Genomic DNA, 14,662 nt, shown 5'->3' on the forward strand with positions numbered 1-14,662 from the left:
CAGCTAATCGTCGAAAAATGGCGAATAGCTGGGTCCTACTAGCTGGATCCACGGAATGGGGCACCGAACTCGGCGCCCAACGAGGGGGCTACGGGGTGGCCGGAGGGACGTCGAGAAGCGAAAGCTCCTCGAAGATCGGCGCGAGGCGCTCCCACAACACCGGTGTCAGGGACTCGGCATAGGCGTTGGAGATGTGGTTCTGGTCGCGGTAGATGTACACGTTGCCGATCTGCGGCGGGCAAAGGCCGTCAACGCAGTACCAACCGGCGGTGTCGATCTCCCACTGGGCGTAGCCGCCGTCGAGGAAGTACGCGGCCGGGTCCTCGGGGGCGTAGACCATGTCCGCCGCCATGGAGCAGGCGTGCTCGGAGTGGCCCGCGACGATGCAGAGGTTCGGGTCCATTGGCTCGCCGGTGGGGGTGAACATCCACGGGTTGTCGCGCAGGCCGACGAACGGGATGCCAAGCTCCGCAAGGCGCTGCCAGAGGTTGGCGTAGGCGTCGGGCACGTAGTCGGCGGAGACGCGTCCGTCGCCGGCGTGGCCCGCGGGACGGGTGGATGTGGAGACGAGCAGGTCGGGCTGCAGGTTGATGATCTCCTGCATCGCGTTTTCGCCCCACTCGGCGCACTCCGGGGAGACGATGTCGTTGGCGGGATCCAGCGGGCCGCCGACCACCAGCGGGCATTCCTGGCGCACGAAGGTGGCGACCTTGAAGTGGTGTTCCTTGCCCAGTTTGTCCAGGGGGACGATGAACGGCTCGATGTGGGAGCCGCCGGCGAGCACGATCGTGGTGTCCGCCTCCAAGTCGCCGTAGGTGCAGTCTGGGCCGGGCATGGCGTCGGGGGCTTCTGGGAGGAAAATCATGCAGTCGTCGAGACCGATAGGCGGGAACACGCCGGCGATGAGGCTCGGGTCCGGCTGCGGCTTCACATCCGGCACCTGTGCGCCCTGGATGGCGCGGGCGCCGGGGTAGTTGACCGGGTCGAGCGCCTTTTCTGCGCTGTCCACCCGCGTGTCCCAGTACGGTTGCACGGCCAGCGCGACGGTGAACAGCGCTGCGGACAGTACGCCTCCCACCGCACGCGCGACGCCGGGCAGCGTGCGTAGCGACGCCCTCGCGGCCGCCACCGGATGGTCGTCGCCACGCGGGCGTGGGCGGTGTTGGCGCAGCGGGTCCTCCACGAGCGTGTGGGTGACGTGGGCCAAACACAGCGACACCAGGATGACCAGTCCGCCCAGCCAGGCCGGCGGGGTTTTGTAGCCGCCGATGACGGTGACGATGATCAACAGCGGCCAGTGCCACAAGTACAGCGAGTAGGCCACGCTGCCCAGCCAGGTCATCGGGGCGGAGGCGAGCACCTTGGATACGCCGTTGGCGTTGCCGGAGAGGATCACCAGGGCCGCACCGGTGAGCGGGATCAGGGCGACGGGGCCAGGGAAGGCCAGCGAGGTGGGCACGATAAAGCCCGTGATGGCGATGAGCACCACGCCGAGCAGCGCGGTGAGCCACGCGGTGGTCTGCGGCAGGAACCGGTTTGCTGGTACGAACGCCAGCAGCGCGCCGAGGGAGAGCTCCCACGCGCGGGAGAACGTGGAGTAGTAGTTCTCGCCGGTGCCCTCCAGCCCGAAGCGGGAGGCCCAGGCGAACGATGCCACGGTGATCACCGCAAGCAGCGCGATGGCGGCGCGGCGGGCGTGTTCAGGCTTCGCCCGCAGCTTGGTCACAGTCACGGCGATGACCCAGCCCAGAAGAATGCCAAAGACATAGAACTGCCCCTGCACCGACATGGACCACAGGTGCTGTAGGGGAGAGGTCTCCTGGCTGGCAGCGGCGTAATCCGCGTTCTGCGCCATCAGCTCCCAGTTCTGGAAGTACAGCATTGACGCGGTGACCTGGCGGGAAAGCTCCACGCCCATCAGCTCCGGGGTGAACGCCATGACCAGGCCGACGACCACGACCACCACCAGCGCGAGTGCCGGTACCAACCTGCGGATGGTGCGCCACAACGGCCACCATGGATTCAGGTTCGGATTGGGGCGCAGCGCGTAGCGCAGCTGGCCGCCGAGGAAGAAGTAGCCGGACAGCAGCAGGAAGACATCCACGCCGCCGGAGACGCGGCCGACAAACACGTGGAAGAGCACCACGAGCGCGATGGCGAACCCGCGCAGCCCGTCCAGGTCGACGCGGTACGCGGTGGAGCCTTTCGTCGGCTGTGGTGGGTGCCCTGCCGTCGTACTCAACCGTTTCTCCAACCCGTTTTGCCGTGTGCCTTGCTGCGCTGTGCCGTCTATCGTCACAAGCGGTTAAGGACAATACCGCCCCCAACGCGCGGGACCGAACCAGACTCGCGCGGATGTGGAAGGCTAAAGCCGGACGCGTGTTTTGGAACCTGGGGAAAGCGCGCGTAAAGTATCACGGGCTGTCCGGCGTGTATGCGCGCCAGGCACGACAAGTCCATAACTGTGTACGCGCCGGATCCGTCTTGTACCTCGTCCCATAAGCGAGGCAGGTCGCCCGGCCAGGCACGCGCAGGGTAAATAAGAAGGGTTGAACCGGCTCGTCGATAAGTGGCGAGTGTCTGCACTGCCCAGTGACCTACAAGGAAGTACATCATGGCTGTAAAGATCAAGCTGCAGCGCGTTGGCAAGATCCGCAACGCGCAGTACCGCGTCGTCATCGCCGACGCCCGCACCCGTCGCGACGGTGCTGTCATTGAGAACATCGGCATCTACCACCCGAAGGAAGAGCCGTCGCTCATCCGCATCGATTCCGAGCGCGCTCAGTACTGGCTGGGTGTCGGCGCGCAGCCGACCGAGCCGGTGATGGCACTGCTGAAGGTGACCGGCGACTGGCAGAAGCACAAGGGTCTCGACGGCGCTGAGGGCACCCTCAAGACTGCCGAGGAGAAGCCGTCCAAGCTCGACCTGTTCAACCAGGCGCTCGAGGAGGCCAAGAACGGCCCGACCGCCGAGGCCATCACCGAGAAGCGCAAGAAGGCCAAGGAAGAGGCTGAGGCAAAGGAGGCCGCTGAGGCCGCCGCCGCTGCCGAGGCTGAGGCTGCTGAGGCTGAGGGCGAGTCCGCTGAGGCTGAGTCCGAGGCGTCCGAGGACGCTCCGGCTGAGGAGAACTAAGCACTCTTCGCTTCTCGACGAACCCCCGTTCCGCGCACCCCACGTGCGCAACGGGGGTTTCGCGTTGGTGAGGGTTCGGCGAATTCCACCCCGCCTTGCCCCCGCCAAGCAGCCGTTTGACGGACCGGCCGCACGCAAACCCTGGGATCTAGAGCCTGGGTTCGCGCAAAAATCGCGCATTGCCAGGATGAGCCTCCCAGGGTCTGCGTAGCTGGCGCAGGGGGAGCTGGCGCAGGGGGAGCTGGCGCAGCCAGGAACGTTCGGCGAGCCGGCGGCCTGCTACCGTAATCACCCATGGAGCTGCAGATCGGCCGCGTGGTCAAGTCCCACGGCGTGAAAGGTGAAGTTGCCGTCGAGTTGCTGGTGGACGAGTCGGAGGAACACATCGTTGTCGGCGCTGTGCTGACCGGCCGCCAGGCCGGCAAGGAGCGGGAGCTGACCGTGAAGACGGTGCGGCCGCACCAGAAGCGCCTGTTGGTCAGCTTTGAGGAGGTGCCGGACCGCACCGCCGCCGATAGCCTGCGCGGCATGAAGTTCTTCGCCGAGCCGCTGGAGCGCGAAGAGGACTCGGAGGGGTACTACAACCACGAGCTTATCGGCCTGAAGGTGCGGCATGACGGCGAAGAGGTCGGCGAGGTCACGGGCGTGATGGACGCGCCGAACCGGAAGATCCTGGAGATCGATTACCGGGGCAAGGAGGTCATGGTCCCGTTCGTGATGGACTTCGTGCCGGAGCTCGACACTAAGGCGGGCTACCTCACCATCACCCCGCCCGAGGGCCTGCTTGATGTCTAGCCCGCAGCTGCGCTTAGACGTTGTCACCATCTTCCCCGAGTACCTCGATCCGCTTCGCCACGCGCTGCTGGGCAAGGCGATCGAGCAGGGGATTTTGTCGGTGGGCGTGCACGATCTGCGCGATTGGGCCACCGGCAACCACAAGTCCGTGGACGCGCCGCCGCTGGGTGGGGGACCGGGCATGGTGATGAAGCCGGAGGTGTGGGGGCCTGCGCTTGACGACGTCGCCGAAGGCCGCCCCGGAACTTCCCTCGACACCGCCGCCGCGCACCGCAACGACAAGCTGCGCCACGACGACGTGCACGAGGTGGCACCCCGCCCGTACGAAGGCGGCGAGGACAGCACCAAGCCACTGCTGCTGGTGCCCACCCCGGCAGGCAAACCATTCACGCAAAAGGACGCGCAGGCGTGGTCGCGCGAGCGCCACATCGTGTTCGCGTGCGGGCGCTACGAGGGCATCGACCAGCGCGTTTTCGAGGACGCCGCACAGCGCTACCGGGTGCGTGAGGTGTCCATCGGCGACTATGTGCTGATTGGCGGCGAGGTTGCCGTCCTAGTCATCGCTGAGGCAGTGACGCGCCTGATCCCGGGCGTGCTGGGCAACACCGAAAGCCATGAGGACGACAGCTTCTCCGACGGCCTGCTCGAGGGGCCGAGCTACACCAAACCGCGTGTGTGGCGCGGCCTTGAGGCGCCCGCGGTGCTGACGTCCGGCGACCACGCCAAGGTGGAGGCGTGGCGCCGGGAGCAGTCGCTAAAGCGCACCCGCGAGGTGCGCCCCGAGCTGCTGGAGCAGACACCGCTGAGCGAGGATGATCGGTTCATGTTGGACGCTCGCGACGTGCTCACGACGGTGAGGGTGGACGGGGCGGCGCGGGTCGTCGTAAAGCAATTGCGCAGGGCCTTGAAGAAGGCTGGCTACCGCGACCCCGAGGTCACCCTGGAGGGAACCACGCTCACCGTCGCCGGGCGCACCGCGCTCGCGCTCGAGGAGGCCACGCGGGCGGTGGAAAACGCGCTGCCAACTGGGGCTTATCAGTCTGGCGGCACTGTAGAGGTTTAGCTTATCTGGTGGGCAACATCACCCTATGAAAATTTAAAGGTCTGACCAATTGGGCAATACACTTGGGTGCGTTACACGCGTAAGAAAGGACACCCATGCTCGCGTCAGTGCTTGACCCAACATCCGCGGTCGCCATCGTCCTGCAAATCCTGGTCATCCTCAGCGCCCTGCTACTGGGCACTCGCTACGGCGGGCTCGGCCTCGGCCTGATCTCCGGCATCGGTTTGATGCTCATGGTGTTCGTCTTCGGCCTCGAGCCGGGCGAACCGCCCGTCGGCGTGATGCTCACCATCATCGCCGTGATCGGGTGTGCGGCCACGCTGCAACAATCGCGCGGCCTTGAGGTGATGATGCAGCAGGCGGAGAAGCTGCTGCGCGCCCACCCAGAGCGCATCACCATCCTCGCGCCGTTGACCACCTGGTTCCTGACGGTGCTGTGCGGCACCGGGCATGTGGTCTACACCATGTTCCCCATCATCGAGGACATCGCTGTGAAGAAGGGCATCCGCCCGGAGCGCCCCATGGCCGTGGCGTCCACGTCCGCGCAAATGGGCATTACCGCCTCGCCGGTGTCGGTGGCCACGGTCTCGCTCGCGTCGATCCTGGCGGAAAACGCCGGGGTGATTGACAAGGCGTACTCCATCCCGCAGATCCTCATGGTGGCCATCCCGGCATCGCTGTCCGGTGTTGTCCTGGCCGCGCTGTGGTCGCTGCGCCGCGGCAAGGACCTGGACAAGGACCCAGCGTTCCAGGAGCGCATGCAGGATCCGGCGTTTGCGGAATCCATCAACAAGTCCAGCCACTCGCTGCTGGACGAGGTCTTTCCCAAGTCCGCCCGCAACGCCGTCTGGGTCTTCCTCGCCGCCATCGCGTTCGTGGTGGTGCTCGGCGCGTTCGAGGGCCTGCGCCCCGCGTTCGATGACGGCGAAGGCGGCGTCAAGCCGCTGTCGATGAACCTGGCCATCCAGATGGTGATGCTCTTTGCCGGCGCGATCATCCTGCTGTTTTGCAAGGTGGACCACAAGAAGATCGCCTCCACTCCGGTGTTCAAGGCCGGCATGACGGCGGTGTTCTCCGTCTTCGGCGTGGCCTGGATGGCGGACACGTTCTTTGCCGCGCACATCGACCAGCTCGAGGCAAGCCTGGGCTCCGTTGTGGAGGCCGCGCCGTGGGCGTACGCGATCGTGCTGCTCATCGTGTCTAAGCTGGTCAACTCGCAGGCCGCGGCGCTGGTCGCGATCGCCCCGATTGGCCTGGCGCTGGGTATCGACCCGAAGGTCATCGTCGGCTTCTACGGTGCCGCGTACGGCTACTGGATCCTGCCCACCTACCCGTCCGATTTGGCTTGCATCGGCTTCGACCGCACTGGCACCACGCGCATCGGCAAGTTCGTGATCAACCACTCGTTCCTCATCCCGGGCGCGATCTCGGTGTTCACCTCCTGCGTGGTGGGCTCGGTGCTGGCGCAGGTGCTGCTGTAGCGCTGACGTAACACGCCCGCGACTAGACTCGCCCGAATGACATCAATCGCAGCCACCATCGCGAACGAAATCAATGTGCGGGACAACCAGGTCGAGCAGGCGCTGAAACTGCTCGCCGAGGGCAACACCGTCCCGTTCATCGCCCGCTACCGCAAGGAGGCCACGGGCGGCCTCGACGACGCGCAGCTGCGCCACATCGAGGAGCGCAACACCTACCTGCTCGAACTCGCCGAGCGCAAAACGGCGGTGCTGGAAAGCATCGAGGAGCAGGGCAAACTCACCGACGAACTGAAGCAGGCGATCCTTAGCGCGGACACGAAGGCGCGCGTCGAAGACCTCTACCTGCCGTACAAGAAGCGCCGCAAGACCAAGGCGGACATCGCGCGCGAGGCTGGGCTTGAGCCGTTGGAGCAGCAGCTTATCGACGCCCCTTCGGCCAACCCCGAAACCCTGGCAGAGGCCTACCTGTCGGAAGGCTTCCCGGATGCGAAGTCCGCGCTCGAGGGCGCCCGCGCCATCCTGGTGGACCGCTTCGCCACGGACGCGGACTTAGTCGGCGAGGTCCGCGACCGCGTGTATAGCCAAGGCACCCTGCGCTCCGCCGTGGTGGAGGGCAAGGAGACCGAGGGCGCGAAGTTCGCGGACTACTTCGAGTTCTCCGAGCCGTTTGCAAAACTGCCCAGCCACCGGATCCTGGCGCTGCTGCGCGGCGAGGCCGAGGGCGTGCTCACCATCGACATGGACCCGGGCGAGGAGGCCGTGTACGAAGGCATGATCGCAGAGCGCTTCGACCTGCCGGTGAAGGACTCCGAGTGGCTGGCAAAAGTGGTGCGTTGGGGCTGGCGCACCAAGCTGCAGGTCTCCGCGAACCTTGACACCCGCATGCGCTTGAAGGAGAAGGCGGAGGAGGGCGCGCTGCAGGTGTTCAAGACCAACCTTCGCGATGTGTTGCTGGCCGCGCCCGCCGGCCAGCGCGCAACGCTGGCGCTCGATCCGGGCTACCGCAACGGCGTGAAGTGCGCCGTGGTGGACGAGACCGGCAAGGTGCTCGCCACCACGATTGTCTACCCGCACCAGCCGCAGAACCGCTGGGATGCCTCGCGCGCTGAGCTGGCGTCGCTGGCCGCGCAGCACGGCGTGGAGCTCATCGCCGTGGGCAACGGCACGGCGTCGCGAGAGTCCGAGAAGCTCGCCGGCGAGGTGGCGGACCTGATCGCTCAGGCGGGCGGCAGGCGCCCCACCCCGGTGGTGGTGTCCGAGTCTGGTGCGTCGGTGTACTCCGCCAGCCAGATTGCGGCGGAGGAGTTCCCGGACATGGATGTCTCCCTGCGCTCGGCGGTGTCCATAGCGCGACGCCTTCAGGACCCACTGGCGGAGCTGGTCAAGGTGGACCCGAAGTCCATCGGCGTGGGCCAGTATCAGCACGACGTGAACCAAACCGCGCTCGCGCAGACACTGAACGCGGTGGTGGAAGACGCGGTGAACTCCGTCGGCGTGGACGTGAACACGGCGTCGGCGCCGCTGCTCGAGCGCGTAGCCGGCCTGTCGGGCACGGTGGCGAAGAACATCGTGGCCTACCGCGACGAAAACGGCCGCTTTACCACCCGCAAGGAGCTGGGCAAGGTGCCGCGCCTGGGCCCGAAGGCGTTCGAGCAGGCTGCCGGCTTCCTGCGTATCCAGGGCGGGGCCAACCCGCTGGACGGCTCCGCGGTGCACCCGGAGGCCTATCCGGTGGTCGAGCGCGTCGCCCAGGCCACGGGCCTGAGCACCGAGCAGCTCATCGGTAACACCGCCGTGCTGACCAAGCTCGCGCCGGCTGATTTCGCCGACGAGCAGTTCGGCGTGCCCACCGTCACCGACATCCTCGCCGAGCTGGACAAGCCCGGCCGCGACCCGCGCCCGGAATTTAAGACCGCCGAGTTCAAGGAAGGTGTCAACGAGGTCAAGGACCTCAAACCGGGCATGATCCTGGAGGGCACGGTGACCAACGTCGCCGCCTTCGGCGCGTTCGTGGACGTGGGCGTGCACCAGGACGGCCTGGTCCATGTCTCGGCGATGAGCCACAAGTTCGTCTCGGACCCGCACGGGGTGGTGCGCTCCGGCGAGGTGGTGAAGGTAAAGGTCATGGACGTCGACGTCGCCCGCAACCGCATCGGGTTGAGCCTCAGGCTCGACGACGAACCGGGCCAGCCAGCGCAAAAGAAGGCCCGCCAGCGGGGCACCCAAAAGCCGGGCGGTGGCCGGAAGCGGGGTCGGCCGGAGGGGCGTCGAGAAGCATCCGGCTCGATGGCCGATGCGCTCAAGCGGGCCGGATTTGGGAAGTGACCGGCGCATATGTAAAATGCTGCAGGTTCTTGTAATCGACATGAACCGGCCGAGCGCCCCAGATGGGGAAGTGCCGCCAGGGTCCTCTGTCCGAACACGTAAAGGATTGCTTTCATGAGCAACGGCATCATTGATCTTGTCGACGCAGGCCAGCTGCGCGACGACATCCCGGACTTCCGCCCGGGCGACACCCTCGACGTCCACGTCAAGGTTATCGAGGGTTCTGTGACCCGTACGCAGGTCTTCACCGGCTTTGTGGTCCGCCGCCAGGGCGACGGCATCCGCGAGACCTTCACCGTGCGCAAGGTCTCCTTCGGTATCGCGGTTGAGCGTACCTTCCCGGTGCACTCCCCGAACCTGGAGAAGATCGAGGTTGTGCGCAAGGGCGACGTCCGCCGCGCCAAGCTGTACTACATGCGCAACCTGCGCGGCAAGGCTGCCCGCATCAAGGAGCGCCGCTAGTTTCAGCGCGCCACAGTGCCCCGTCCGAGTCCGCTCGGGCGGGGCACTTTGCTTGTCGACGACTCCCGCGGTGCTAACGTATCCCGAGTGACCAACGTGAACGGACCCGCAGGCGAGCCTTCCGCTTCCCAGCCTGCACAGCCCCACAATCCCTACGCCGCCGAGCCGCGCCGTGACGCAGCCCCGGTTGCGCAGCAGCCGGCCGCGGACGAGCCAGAGGAGAAAAAGGAGCTTCCCTGGTACGTGGAAATCCCGGTCGTGGTGGTGCTGACACTGCTGATCATGTTTGTGATCCAGACGTTTATCGGTCGCCTCTACGTCATCCCGTCCGCCTCCATGGAGCCCACGCTGCACGGCGAATCCGGCTCCGGCGACCGCATCTTCGTGGAGAAGGTAAGCTACTACTTCTCCGACCCGGAGCCGGGCGACGTGATCGTCTTCGCGGGCACCGATTCCTGGAACACGGGCTTCGACTCTAACCGTTCCTCCAACCCGGTTATCCGCGGGATGCAGGAGGTCGGCTCCTGGGTGGGGCTGGTGCCGAAGGACGAGAACACTCTGGTCAAGCGCATCATCGCCACCGGCGGGCAGACGGTGTCCTGCCAGGCGGGGGACCCGGCGATCATGGTGGACGGCAAGCCGATCGACCAGTCCTACACCCTGCAGCCGAACTTCTACCCGGTGGATGAATCCACGGGTTCCGACGCGTGCGGCGGGCCCTTCTTCGGTCCTGTGACGGTGCCGGAGGGCAACTACTTCATGATGGGCGATAACCGCACCAACTCCCTGGACTCGCGCGCGCACATCGGCGACCAGTTCCAGGGCACCATCCCGGAAGAAAACATCCGCGGCAAGGTCGAGGCTGTGGTGTTCCCGATCAACCGCATGCAGGGCGTGGGCGACCCGGACATCCAGCAGTAGGCCCGTGCGGCGCTTAAAGCAGCTGCGCACCTACGAGGTCGCTTTAGACAAGGCGGGCTTCGGCCCGGTGGCGGGGGTGGACGAAGCCGGCCGCGGGGCGTGTTTCGGCCCCATCACCATCGCAGCGTGCGTGCTGCCGACAGCACCGCAGCCGGCGTTGGAGGAGCTGACGGATTCCAAGAAGCTCACCGCCCGCAAGCGCGACGTGCTCTTCGACGCAGTGAAAAACGCCGCGGTGGCGTACTCGGTGGTGCACATCTCCGCGGCGGAGATTGACCGCCGCGGGATCCAGCACGCCAACATCGACGGCGCGCGCCGCGCTATCGCGGGCCTTTCGGTTACACCGGGCTACGTGCTTATCGACGCCTTCCGTATCCCCGGACTTCCCTCACCCCAACTGCCGGTGGTGGGAGGCGACTACACAGCCCGCTGCATCGCCGCAGCCAGCGTGCTGGCGAAGGTGAGCCGGGACCGGCTGGTGTGCGAAATGGCCCAAGCGTTTCCCCAGTACGGTTTGGAGGGCCACAAGGGGTATTCGACAAAGGTGCACATGGACGCGGTGCGCCGCCACGGTGCGAGCCCTGAGCACCGTTATAGTTATGCGAACGTCAGGGACGCTGACGACTTCTATTGGCAGTCCAGCAAGAAGGGGCAGGCATGAGCGCCGAGGATCTTGACAACTACGAGGCTGACGTCGAGCTTTCCCTCTACCGCGAGTACCGGGACGTGGCCAGCCAGTTCTCCTACGTGGTGGAAACTGAGCGCCGGTTCTACCTGGCCAACGGCGTCAAGCTCATTCCGCACACCGACGGCGGCGACGTCTACTACGAGGTGCTGATGTCGGACGCGTGGGTGTGGGACATGTACCGCGCGGTGCGCTTTGTGCGCTACGTGCGCGTGATCACCTACAAGGACGTCAATATCGAAGAGCTGGACAAGCCCGACCTGACCTTCCCGGAATAGTGCTCGCGGCGATCCGTTTGTAAAACTCGGCGTGTCGCGCTTTGCGTTAGGTGGCTGTGAACAGTTTCCGGTTTAGGCGACGGTAAGTGTGGGCGGCTGAGGGCTTTTACGAGGGACCGCCACCCACCGCTATGCCGCTGCATAGTGGGTACCGACCAACCATTGGTGTCGGCTGGGTTGTCCGCAATGCGGAGTCCGCAAGCACCGGCCACCGCTATGCAGCTGCATAGTGGGTGCTGACCAACCATTGGTGGCGGCTGGGTAGTCCGCAAGAGGTGCCTTATTTGTATCAGGCATTCACCTGTCCAAATACCGGTGCGGCCGCCGAGTTTTACAAAACTGCCCGCGCCATGGAACCGCGGCAGGGCCTTCTGCGTCTGATAGAGGACCAACATTTTTGGCAACTCTATGAAACGGGGAGGCACCGTGCAGGTGAACTATCAGGACCAGTGGGAGCTGGGCAGGGCGGGGGAGTACGCCGCGATCAGGTGGTACGAGGACGAGGGTTACAGCCTCTTGGGGCACCGGCAACGGATGCGCGCCGGCGAGATCGACGCTGTCGTTGAGGACGAGGACGGCACCGTCGTCTTCGTGGAGGTGAAATCCCGCCGCGGCACCGCGTTTGGCGCAGCGGAGGCGGTGACCACGAAGAAGCTCAACACCATGCGCCGGTGTGCGGCGCAGTGGCTGGACAAGCATTCGCAAGACCAGTACCGCCCGATCCGCTTCGATGTAGTCGAGGTGGTCTTCGACGGCGAGGACTACATCCTGCGCCGGTTCCCGGGGGTGGAAGATGGCGCTTGCTAGCACAATGAGCGCGACCGTGGAAGGCGTCGCCGCCCGCCTGGTCACGGTGGAGGCCAACGTGGGGCCCGGGTTGCCCGGCATGCACATGGTGGGCCTGGGGGATGCGGCGGTGAAAGAGTCGCGCGAGCGCATCCGCACCGCGATTTCGAATTCGGCGCTGCCGTGGCCGCGCACGAAGATCATGGTGTCGCTTTCGCCCGCGCACCTGCCCAAGGCCGGCTCGCACTTCGACCTGCCCATCGCGCTTGCGGTGCTGGGCAGCCTGGATCCGCGCGTGGAGCGCACGCTCGCATCCACCATGTTCTGCGGGGAGCTGGCGCTGGACGGGACTTTGCGACGGGCCGAAGGCGTGCTGCCGATGCTCATCGCCGCATTTGACGCGGCAGACCCTATCCAAACCGTCGTCGTGCCGAGAGCCAACGCCGCGGAGGCAGCACTGCTGGGCCGCCGGGAGGTGCTGGTGGCGGATTCGCTTGCGCAGGTGTGGCAGTGGATCACCGGCGAGGCGGAGTTGGAGTCTGCCACAGCGCCGGAAGCGGATGCGCCGCAGCGTGCGGTGCCGGATTTCCAGGACCTTGCGGGCATGTCCGAGGAGCGCGAGGCGCTCGAAGTAGCCGCCGCCGGTGGGCACCACGTGATGATGATCGGCCCGCCGGGCTCCGGCAAGTCTATGCTGGCGGAGCGCATTCCGTCGATCCTGCCGCCGATGGACGTGCAGGAGATGGTTGAGGTCACCGCCATCCATTCCGCGGCCGGGGTCTCTGGCGGCGGGGTAGTGGCAACGCGCCCGTTTATCGCCCCGCACCCGTCGCTGACCCGCGCGGCGTTAATCGGCGGGGGAGGCGGCACGCCAACCCCCGGTGTGGTCAGCCAGGCGCACCGCGGGGTGCTGTTTTTGGACGAGGCCTCCGAGATCCCGGCGCCCGTCCTTGACGCGCTGCGCATCCCGCTGGAAAAGCGCGAGGTGCGGCTGACACGGGCGAGAAGGGAAGTGGTCTACCCGGCGGATTTCCAGCTGGTGTTGGCGGCGAACCCGTGCGCGTGCCAGCGGGTGAAAGGGCAGTGCACGTGCAAGTCCCCGCAGCGGGCGCGCCACTTAAGCAACGTTTCCGGCCCGTTGAAGGACCGGCTGGACGTGTTCGTGACCACCTCTGGCGACGCGGCGGTGCTCAGCCCGAGGGACGCGGAGCCGTCGATAAGCATTGCGGGGCGTGTGGCGGCGGCCCGCGAACGCGCTGCGGCCCGGTGGGCGAAGGCGGGCTGCAACGAGGACGTCAACGGGCGTGTGCCAGCGACCCTGATCCGCAGGCATTTTCCCGCCACGGAGTCGGCGATGGCGATGCTGCAGGCAGAGCTTATCCAAGGCAAGATCACGCAGCGCGGGGTGGATAAATGCTTAAAGCTGGCCTGGACGCTCGCGGACCTGGAAGCGATGGACCAGCCCGACATCCACCACGCTTGCCGCGCAGTGGAGATGCGCGAGCACCAGCTGCAGCGCGAGGAGGTGGCGTAGATGTCCTCGTTGGAATCCTGGGCCTACCTCTCACGAGTGGTTGAGGGGCCGTCGCACCACATCCAGGCGCTGTTGCGTGTGGGCAAGAGCGCGGACGAGATCGCAGAGGGCGTGCGCACCCGCGCCACCTGGATCGGCGGGCTGCTTTCGCAGACCGAGAATCGCTTCACGTGGGACCGCGCGGCCGAGGACCTCGAGTTCGCCGCGGACCTTGGCTACACGCTGCTTACCCCGGAATCGCCGCAGTGGCCGGCGGAGGCGATTCAGTGCTCGTTCGGTCGCCAGCAAACAGGAGCGGCGGGTAAGACCAGCCACCAGCCGGACGGCATTGCGCCGCACGCGCTGTGGGTTGCGGGCAACACCAACCTGGCGGGGCTGTTCGCCCAGTCCGTCGGAGTGGTGGGCACGCGCCACGCCACCAAGTACGGGCACATGGCCACCAAGGATCTTGTTGCCGGGCTGGGCGGGCACAACTACACGGTTGTCTCCGGCGGCGCGCTGGGTATCGACACAGTCGCGCACACGACAGCCATGGACGTGAACACCCCGACTGTGATGGTGGCGGCCTGTGGGCCCGGCGAGTACTACCCGCGCTCGAACAAGGCGCTTTTCGAGAGGGTGGTGGCCACGGGTGGCGCGTTGATCACGGAATATCCGCCCGCTGTCACGCCGGACAGGCACCGCTTCCTCACCAGAAACCGCCTCGTGGCCGCCCTGACACTGGGCACCGTGCTGGTGGAAGCGCCGTTTCGCTCCGGGGCGCTGAATACCCTGAAGTGGGTCAACGCGTTTAACCGCACGGCCATGGCGGTGCCCGGGCCGGTCACGGACGCCCAATCTCTCGGCGCGAACCTGGCCATCCAGAACAACGAGGCCGAAATGGTGCTCAACGCCGGGCAGATTCACGAGCAGCTTTCCGTGGTCGGCGAATACAGCGCCGAGGAGCAGATGGAGATGCAGTACCCGCCGAGTGTGACCCAACAGCTCTCCCGCAACGAGCTGCGCATTTACGACGCCCTGCCGCCCGCCGGCCGCACCGGAAGGGAGGCCGAGGCGGTTGCCGCGGATGCGGGGCTGTCCATCGCGCTGACGGTGCACATCCTGATGGACCTGTCCAAGCGCGGGCTCGTGGAGCGCGACAAGCGGGTGTGGTCGCGGGTGGAGCAGCCCGAGTAGGGGAGGCGAGTACACTGCCGTGA

At 66.2% G+C, this 14,662-nt stretch carries 13 protein-coding genes; 12 read left to right on the forward strand and 1 reads right to left on the reverse strand.

The window, feature by feature from the left end; translation table 11 throughout:
• Positions 1-88: 88 nt before the first annotated feature.
• A complete protein-coding gene (locus tag NUW87_RS00110; protein WP_269026756.1) occupies positions 89-2,242 on the reverse strand; it encodes an acyltransferase family protein in 2,154 nt (717 codons plus the stop codon).
• 372 nt (positions 2,243-2,614) lie between these two features.
• Between NUW87_RS00110 and rpsP the strand changes: the two genes are divergently transcribed.
• The 12 genes from rpsP (at position 2,615) to NUW87_RS00170 (ending at position 14,639) form a co-directional block, all read left to right on the forward strand.
• Positions 2,615-3,133, forward strand: coding sequence for a 30S ribosomal protein S16 (gene rpsP / locus NUW87_RS00115; RefSeq protein ID WP_239217174.1), 519 nt, complete (start codon positions 2,615-2,617; stop codon positions 3,131-3,133).
• A gap of 294 nt (positions 3,134-3,427) precedes the next feature.
• Entirely contained in the window at positions 3,428-3,928 is a 501-nt protein-coding gene (gene rimM, locus NUW87_RS00120) for a ribosome maturation factor RimM (RefSeq protein ID WP_269026757.1), read from the forward strand.
• Entirely contained in the window at positions 3,921-4,991 is a 1,071-nt protein-coding gene (gene trmD / locus NUW87_RS00125; RefSeq protein WP_377734333.1) for a tRNA (guanosine(37)-N1)-methyltransferase TrmD, read from the forward strand. The genes rimM and trmD overlap by 8 nt, the downstream gene beginning before the upstream one ends.
• Positions 4,992-5,086: 95 nt before the next feature.
• On the forward strand, positions 5,087-6,472 hold the full coding sequence (locus NUW87_RS00130) for an anaerobic C4-dicarboxylate transporter (protein WP_269026758.1): 1,386 nt from the start codon (positions 5,087-5,089) through the stop codon (positions 6,470-6,472).
• Positions 6,473-6,508: 36 nt separating this feature from the next.
• Positions 6,509-8,797 (forward strand): Tex family protein, encoded by a 2,289-nt coding sequence (locus tag NUW87_RS00135; protein WP_269026759.1) that lies wholly within the window; start codon positions 6,509-6,511, stop codon positions 8,795-8,797.
• Between the two features lie 114 nt (positions 8,798-8,911).
• Complete coding sequence (rplS, locus tag NUW87_RS00140) at positions 8,912-9,259, forward strand: 50S ribosomal protein L19 (RefSeq protein WP_034998646.1); 348 nt, start codon at positions 8,912-8,914, stop codon at positions 9,257-9,259.
• Between the two features lie 243 nt (positions 9,260-9,502).
• Complete coding sequence (gene lepB, locus NUW87_RS00145; protein WP_269027010.1) at positions 9,503-10,180, forward strand: signal peptidase I; 678 nt, start codon at positions 9,503-9,505, stop codon at positions 10,178-10,180.
• Positions 10,181-10,184: 4 nt separating this feature from the next.
• A complete protein-coding gene (locus NUW87_RS00150) occupies positions 10,185-10,841 on the forward strand; it encodes a ribonuclease HII (protein WP_269026760.1) in 657 nt (218 codons plus the stop codon).
• A complete protein-coding gene (locus tag NUW87_RS00155; RefSeq protein ID WP_034998651.1) occupies positions 10,838-11,143 on the forward strand; it encodes a DUF2469 domain-containing protein in 306 nt (101 codons plus the stop codon). The genes NUW87_RS00150 and NUW87_RS00155 overlap by 4 nt, the downstream gene beginning before the upstream one ends.
• Before the next feature lie 426 nt (positions 11,144-11,569).
• Positions 11,570-11,950 carry a YraN family protein gene (locus tag NUW87_RS00160; RefSeq protein WP_269026761.1) on the forward strand — a complete coding sequence of 127 codons (381 nt, stop codon included), beginning with the start codon at positions 11,570-11,572 and terminating at the stop codon, positions 11,948-11,950.
• Complete coding sequence (locus NUW87_RS00165; protein ID WP_269026762.1) at positions 11,937-13,463, forward strand: YifB family Mg chelatase-like AAA ATPase; 1,527 nt, start codon at positions 11,937-11,939, stop codon at positions 13,461-13,463. The genes NUW87_RS00160 and NUW87_RS00165 overlap by 14 nt, the downstream gene beginning before the upstream one ends.
• The gene (locus NUW87_RS00170; RefSeq protein ID WP_269026763.1) at positions 13,464-14,639 is read left to right on the forward strand and encodes a DNA-processing protein DprA; all 1,176 of its coding nucleotides are present in this window, start codon (positions 13,464-13,466) and stop codon (positions 14,637-14,639) included.
• The last annotated feature ends 23 nt before the right edge of the window (positions 14,640-14,662 follow it).

Source organism: Corynebacterium pilbarense, assembly GCF_026930265.1.
Classification (GTDB): domain Bacteria; phylum Actinomycetota; class Actinomycetes; order Mycobacteriales; family Mycobacteriaceae; genus Corynebacterium; species Corynebacterium pilbarense.

Bases quoted from the DNA above. Each gene is read 5' to 3' on its own strand.
- NUW87_RS00135 (WP_269026759.1), top strand. From the start codon at position 6,509: ATGACATCAATCGCAGCCACCATCGCGAACGAAATCAATGTGCGGGAC.
- NUW87_RS00155 (WP_034998651.1), top strand. From the start codon at position 10,838: ATGAGCGCCGAGGATCTTGACAACTACGAGGCTGACGTCGAGCTTTCC.
- rplS (WP_034998646.1), top strand. From the start codon at position 8,912: ATGAGCAACGGCATCATTGATCTTGTCGACGCAGGCCAGCTGCGCGAC.
- NUW87_RS00170 (WP_269026763.1), top strand. From the start codon at position 13,464: ATGTCCTCGTTGGAATCCTGGGCCTACCTCTCACGAGTGGTTGAGGGG.
- NUW87_RS00130 (WP_269026758.1), top strand. From the start codon at position 5,087: ATGCTCGCGTCAGTGCTTGACCCAACATCCGCGGTCGCCATCGTCCTG.
- rpsP (WP_239217174.1), top strand. From the start codon at position 2,615: ATGGCTGTAAAGATCAAGCTGCAGCGCGTTGGCAAGATCCGCAACGCG.
- trmD (WP_377734333.1), top strand. From the start codon at position 3,921: ATGTCTAGCCCGCAGCTGCGCTTAGACGTTGTCACCATCTTCCCCGAG.
- NUW87_RS00165 (WP_269026762.1), top strand. From the start codon at position 11,937: ATGGCGCTTGCTAGCACAATGAGCGCGACCGTGGAAGGCGTCGCCGCC.
- rimM (WP_269026757.1), top strand. From the start codon at position 3,428: ATGGAGCTGCAGATCGGCCGCGTGGTCAAGTCCCACGGCGTGAAAGGT.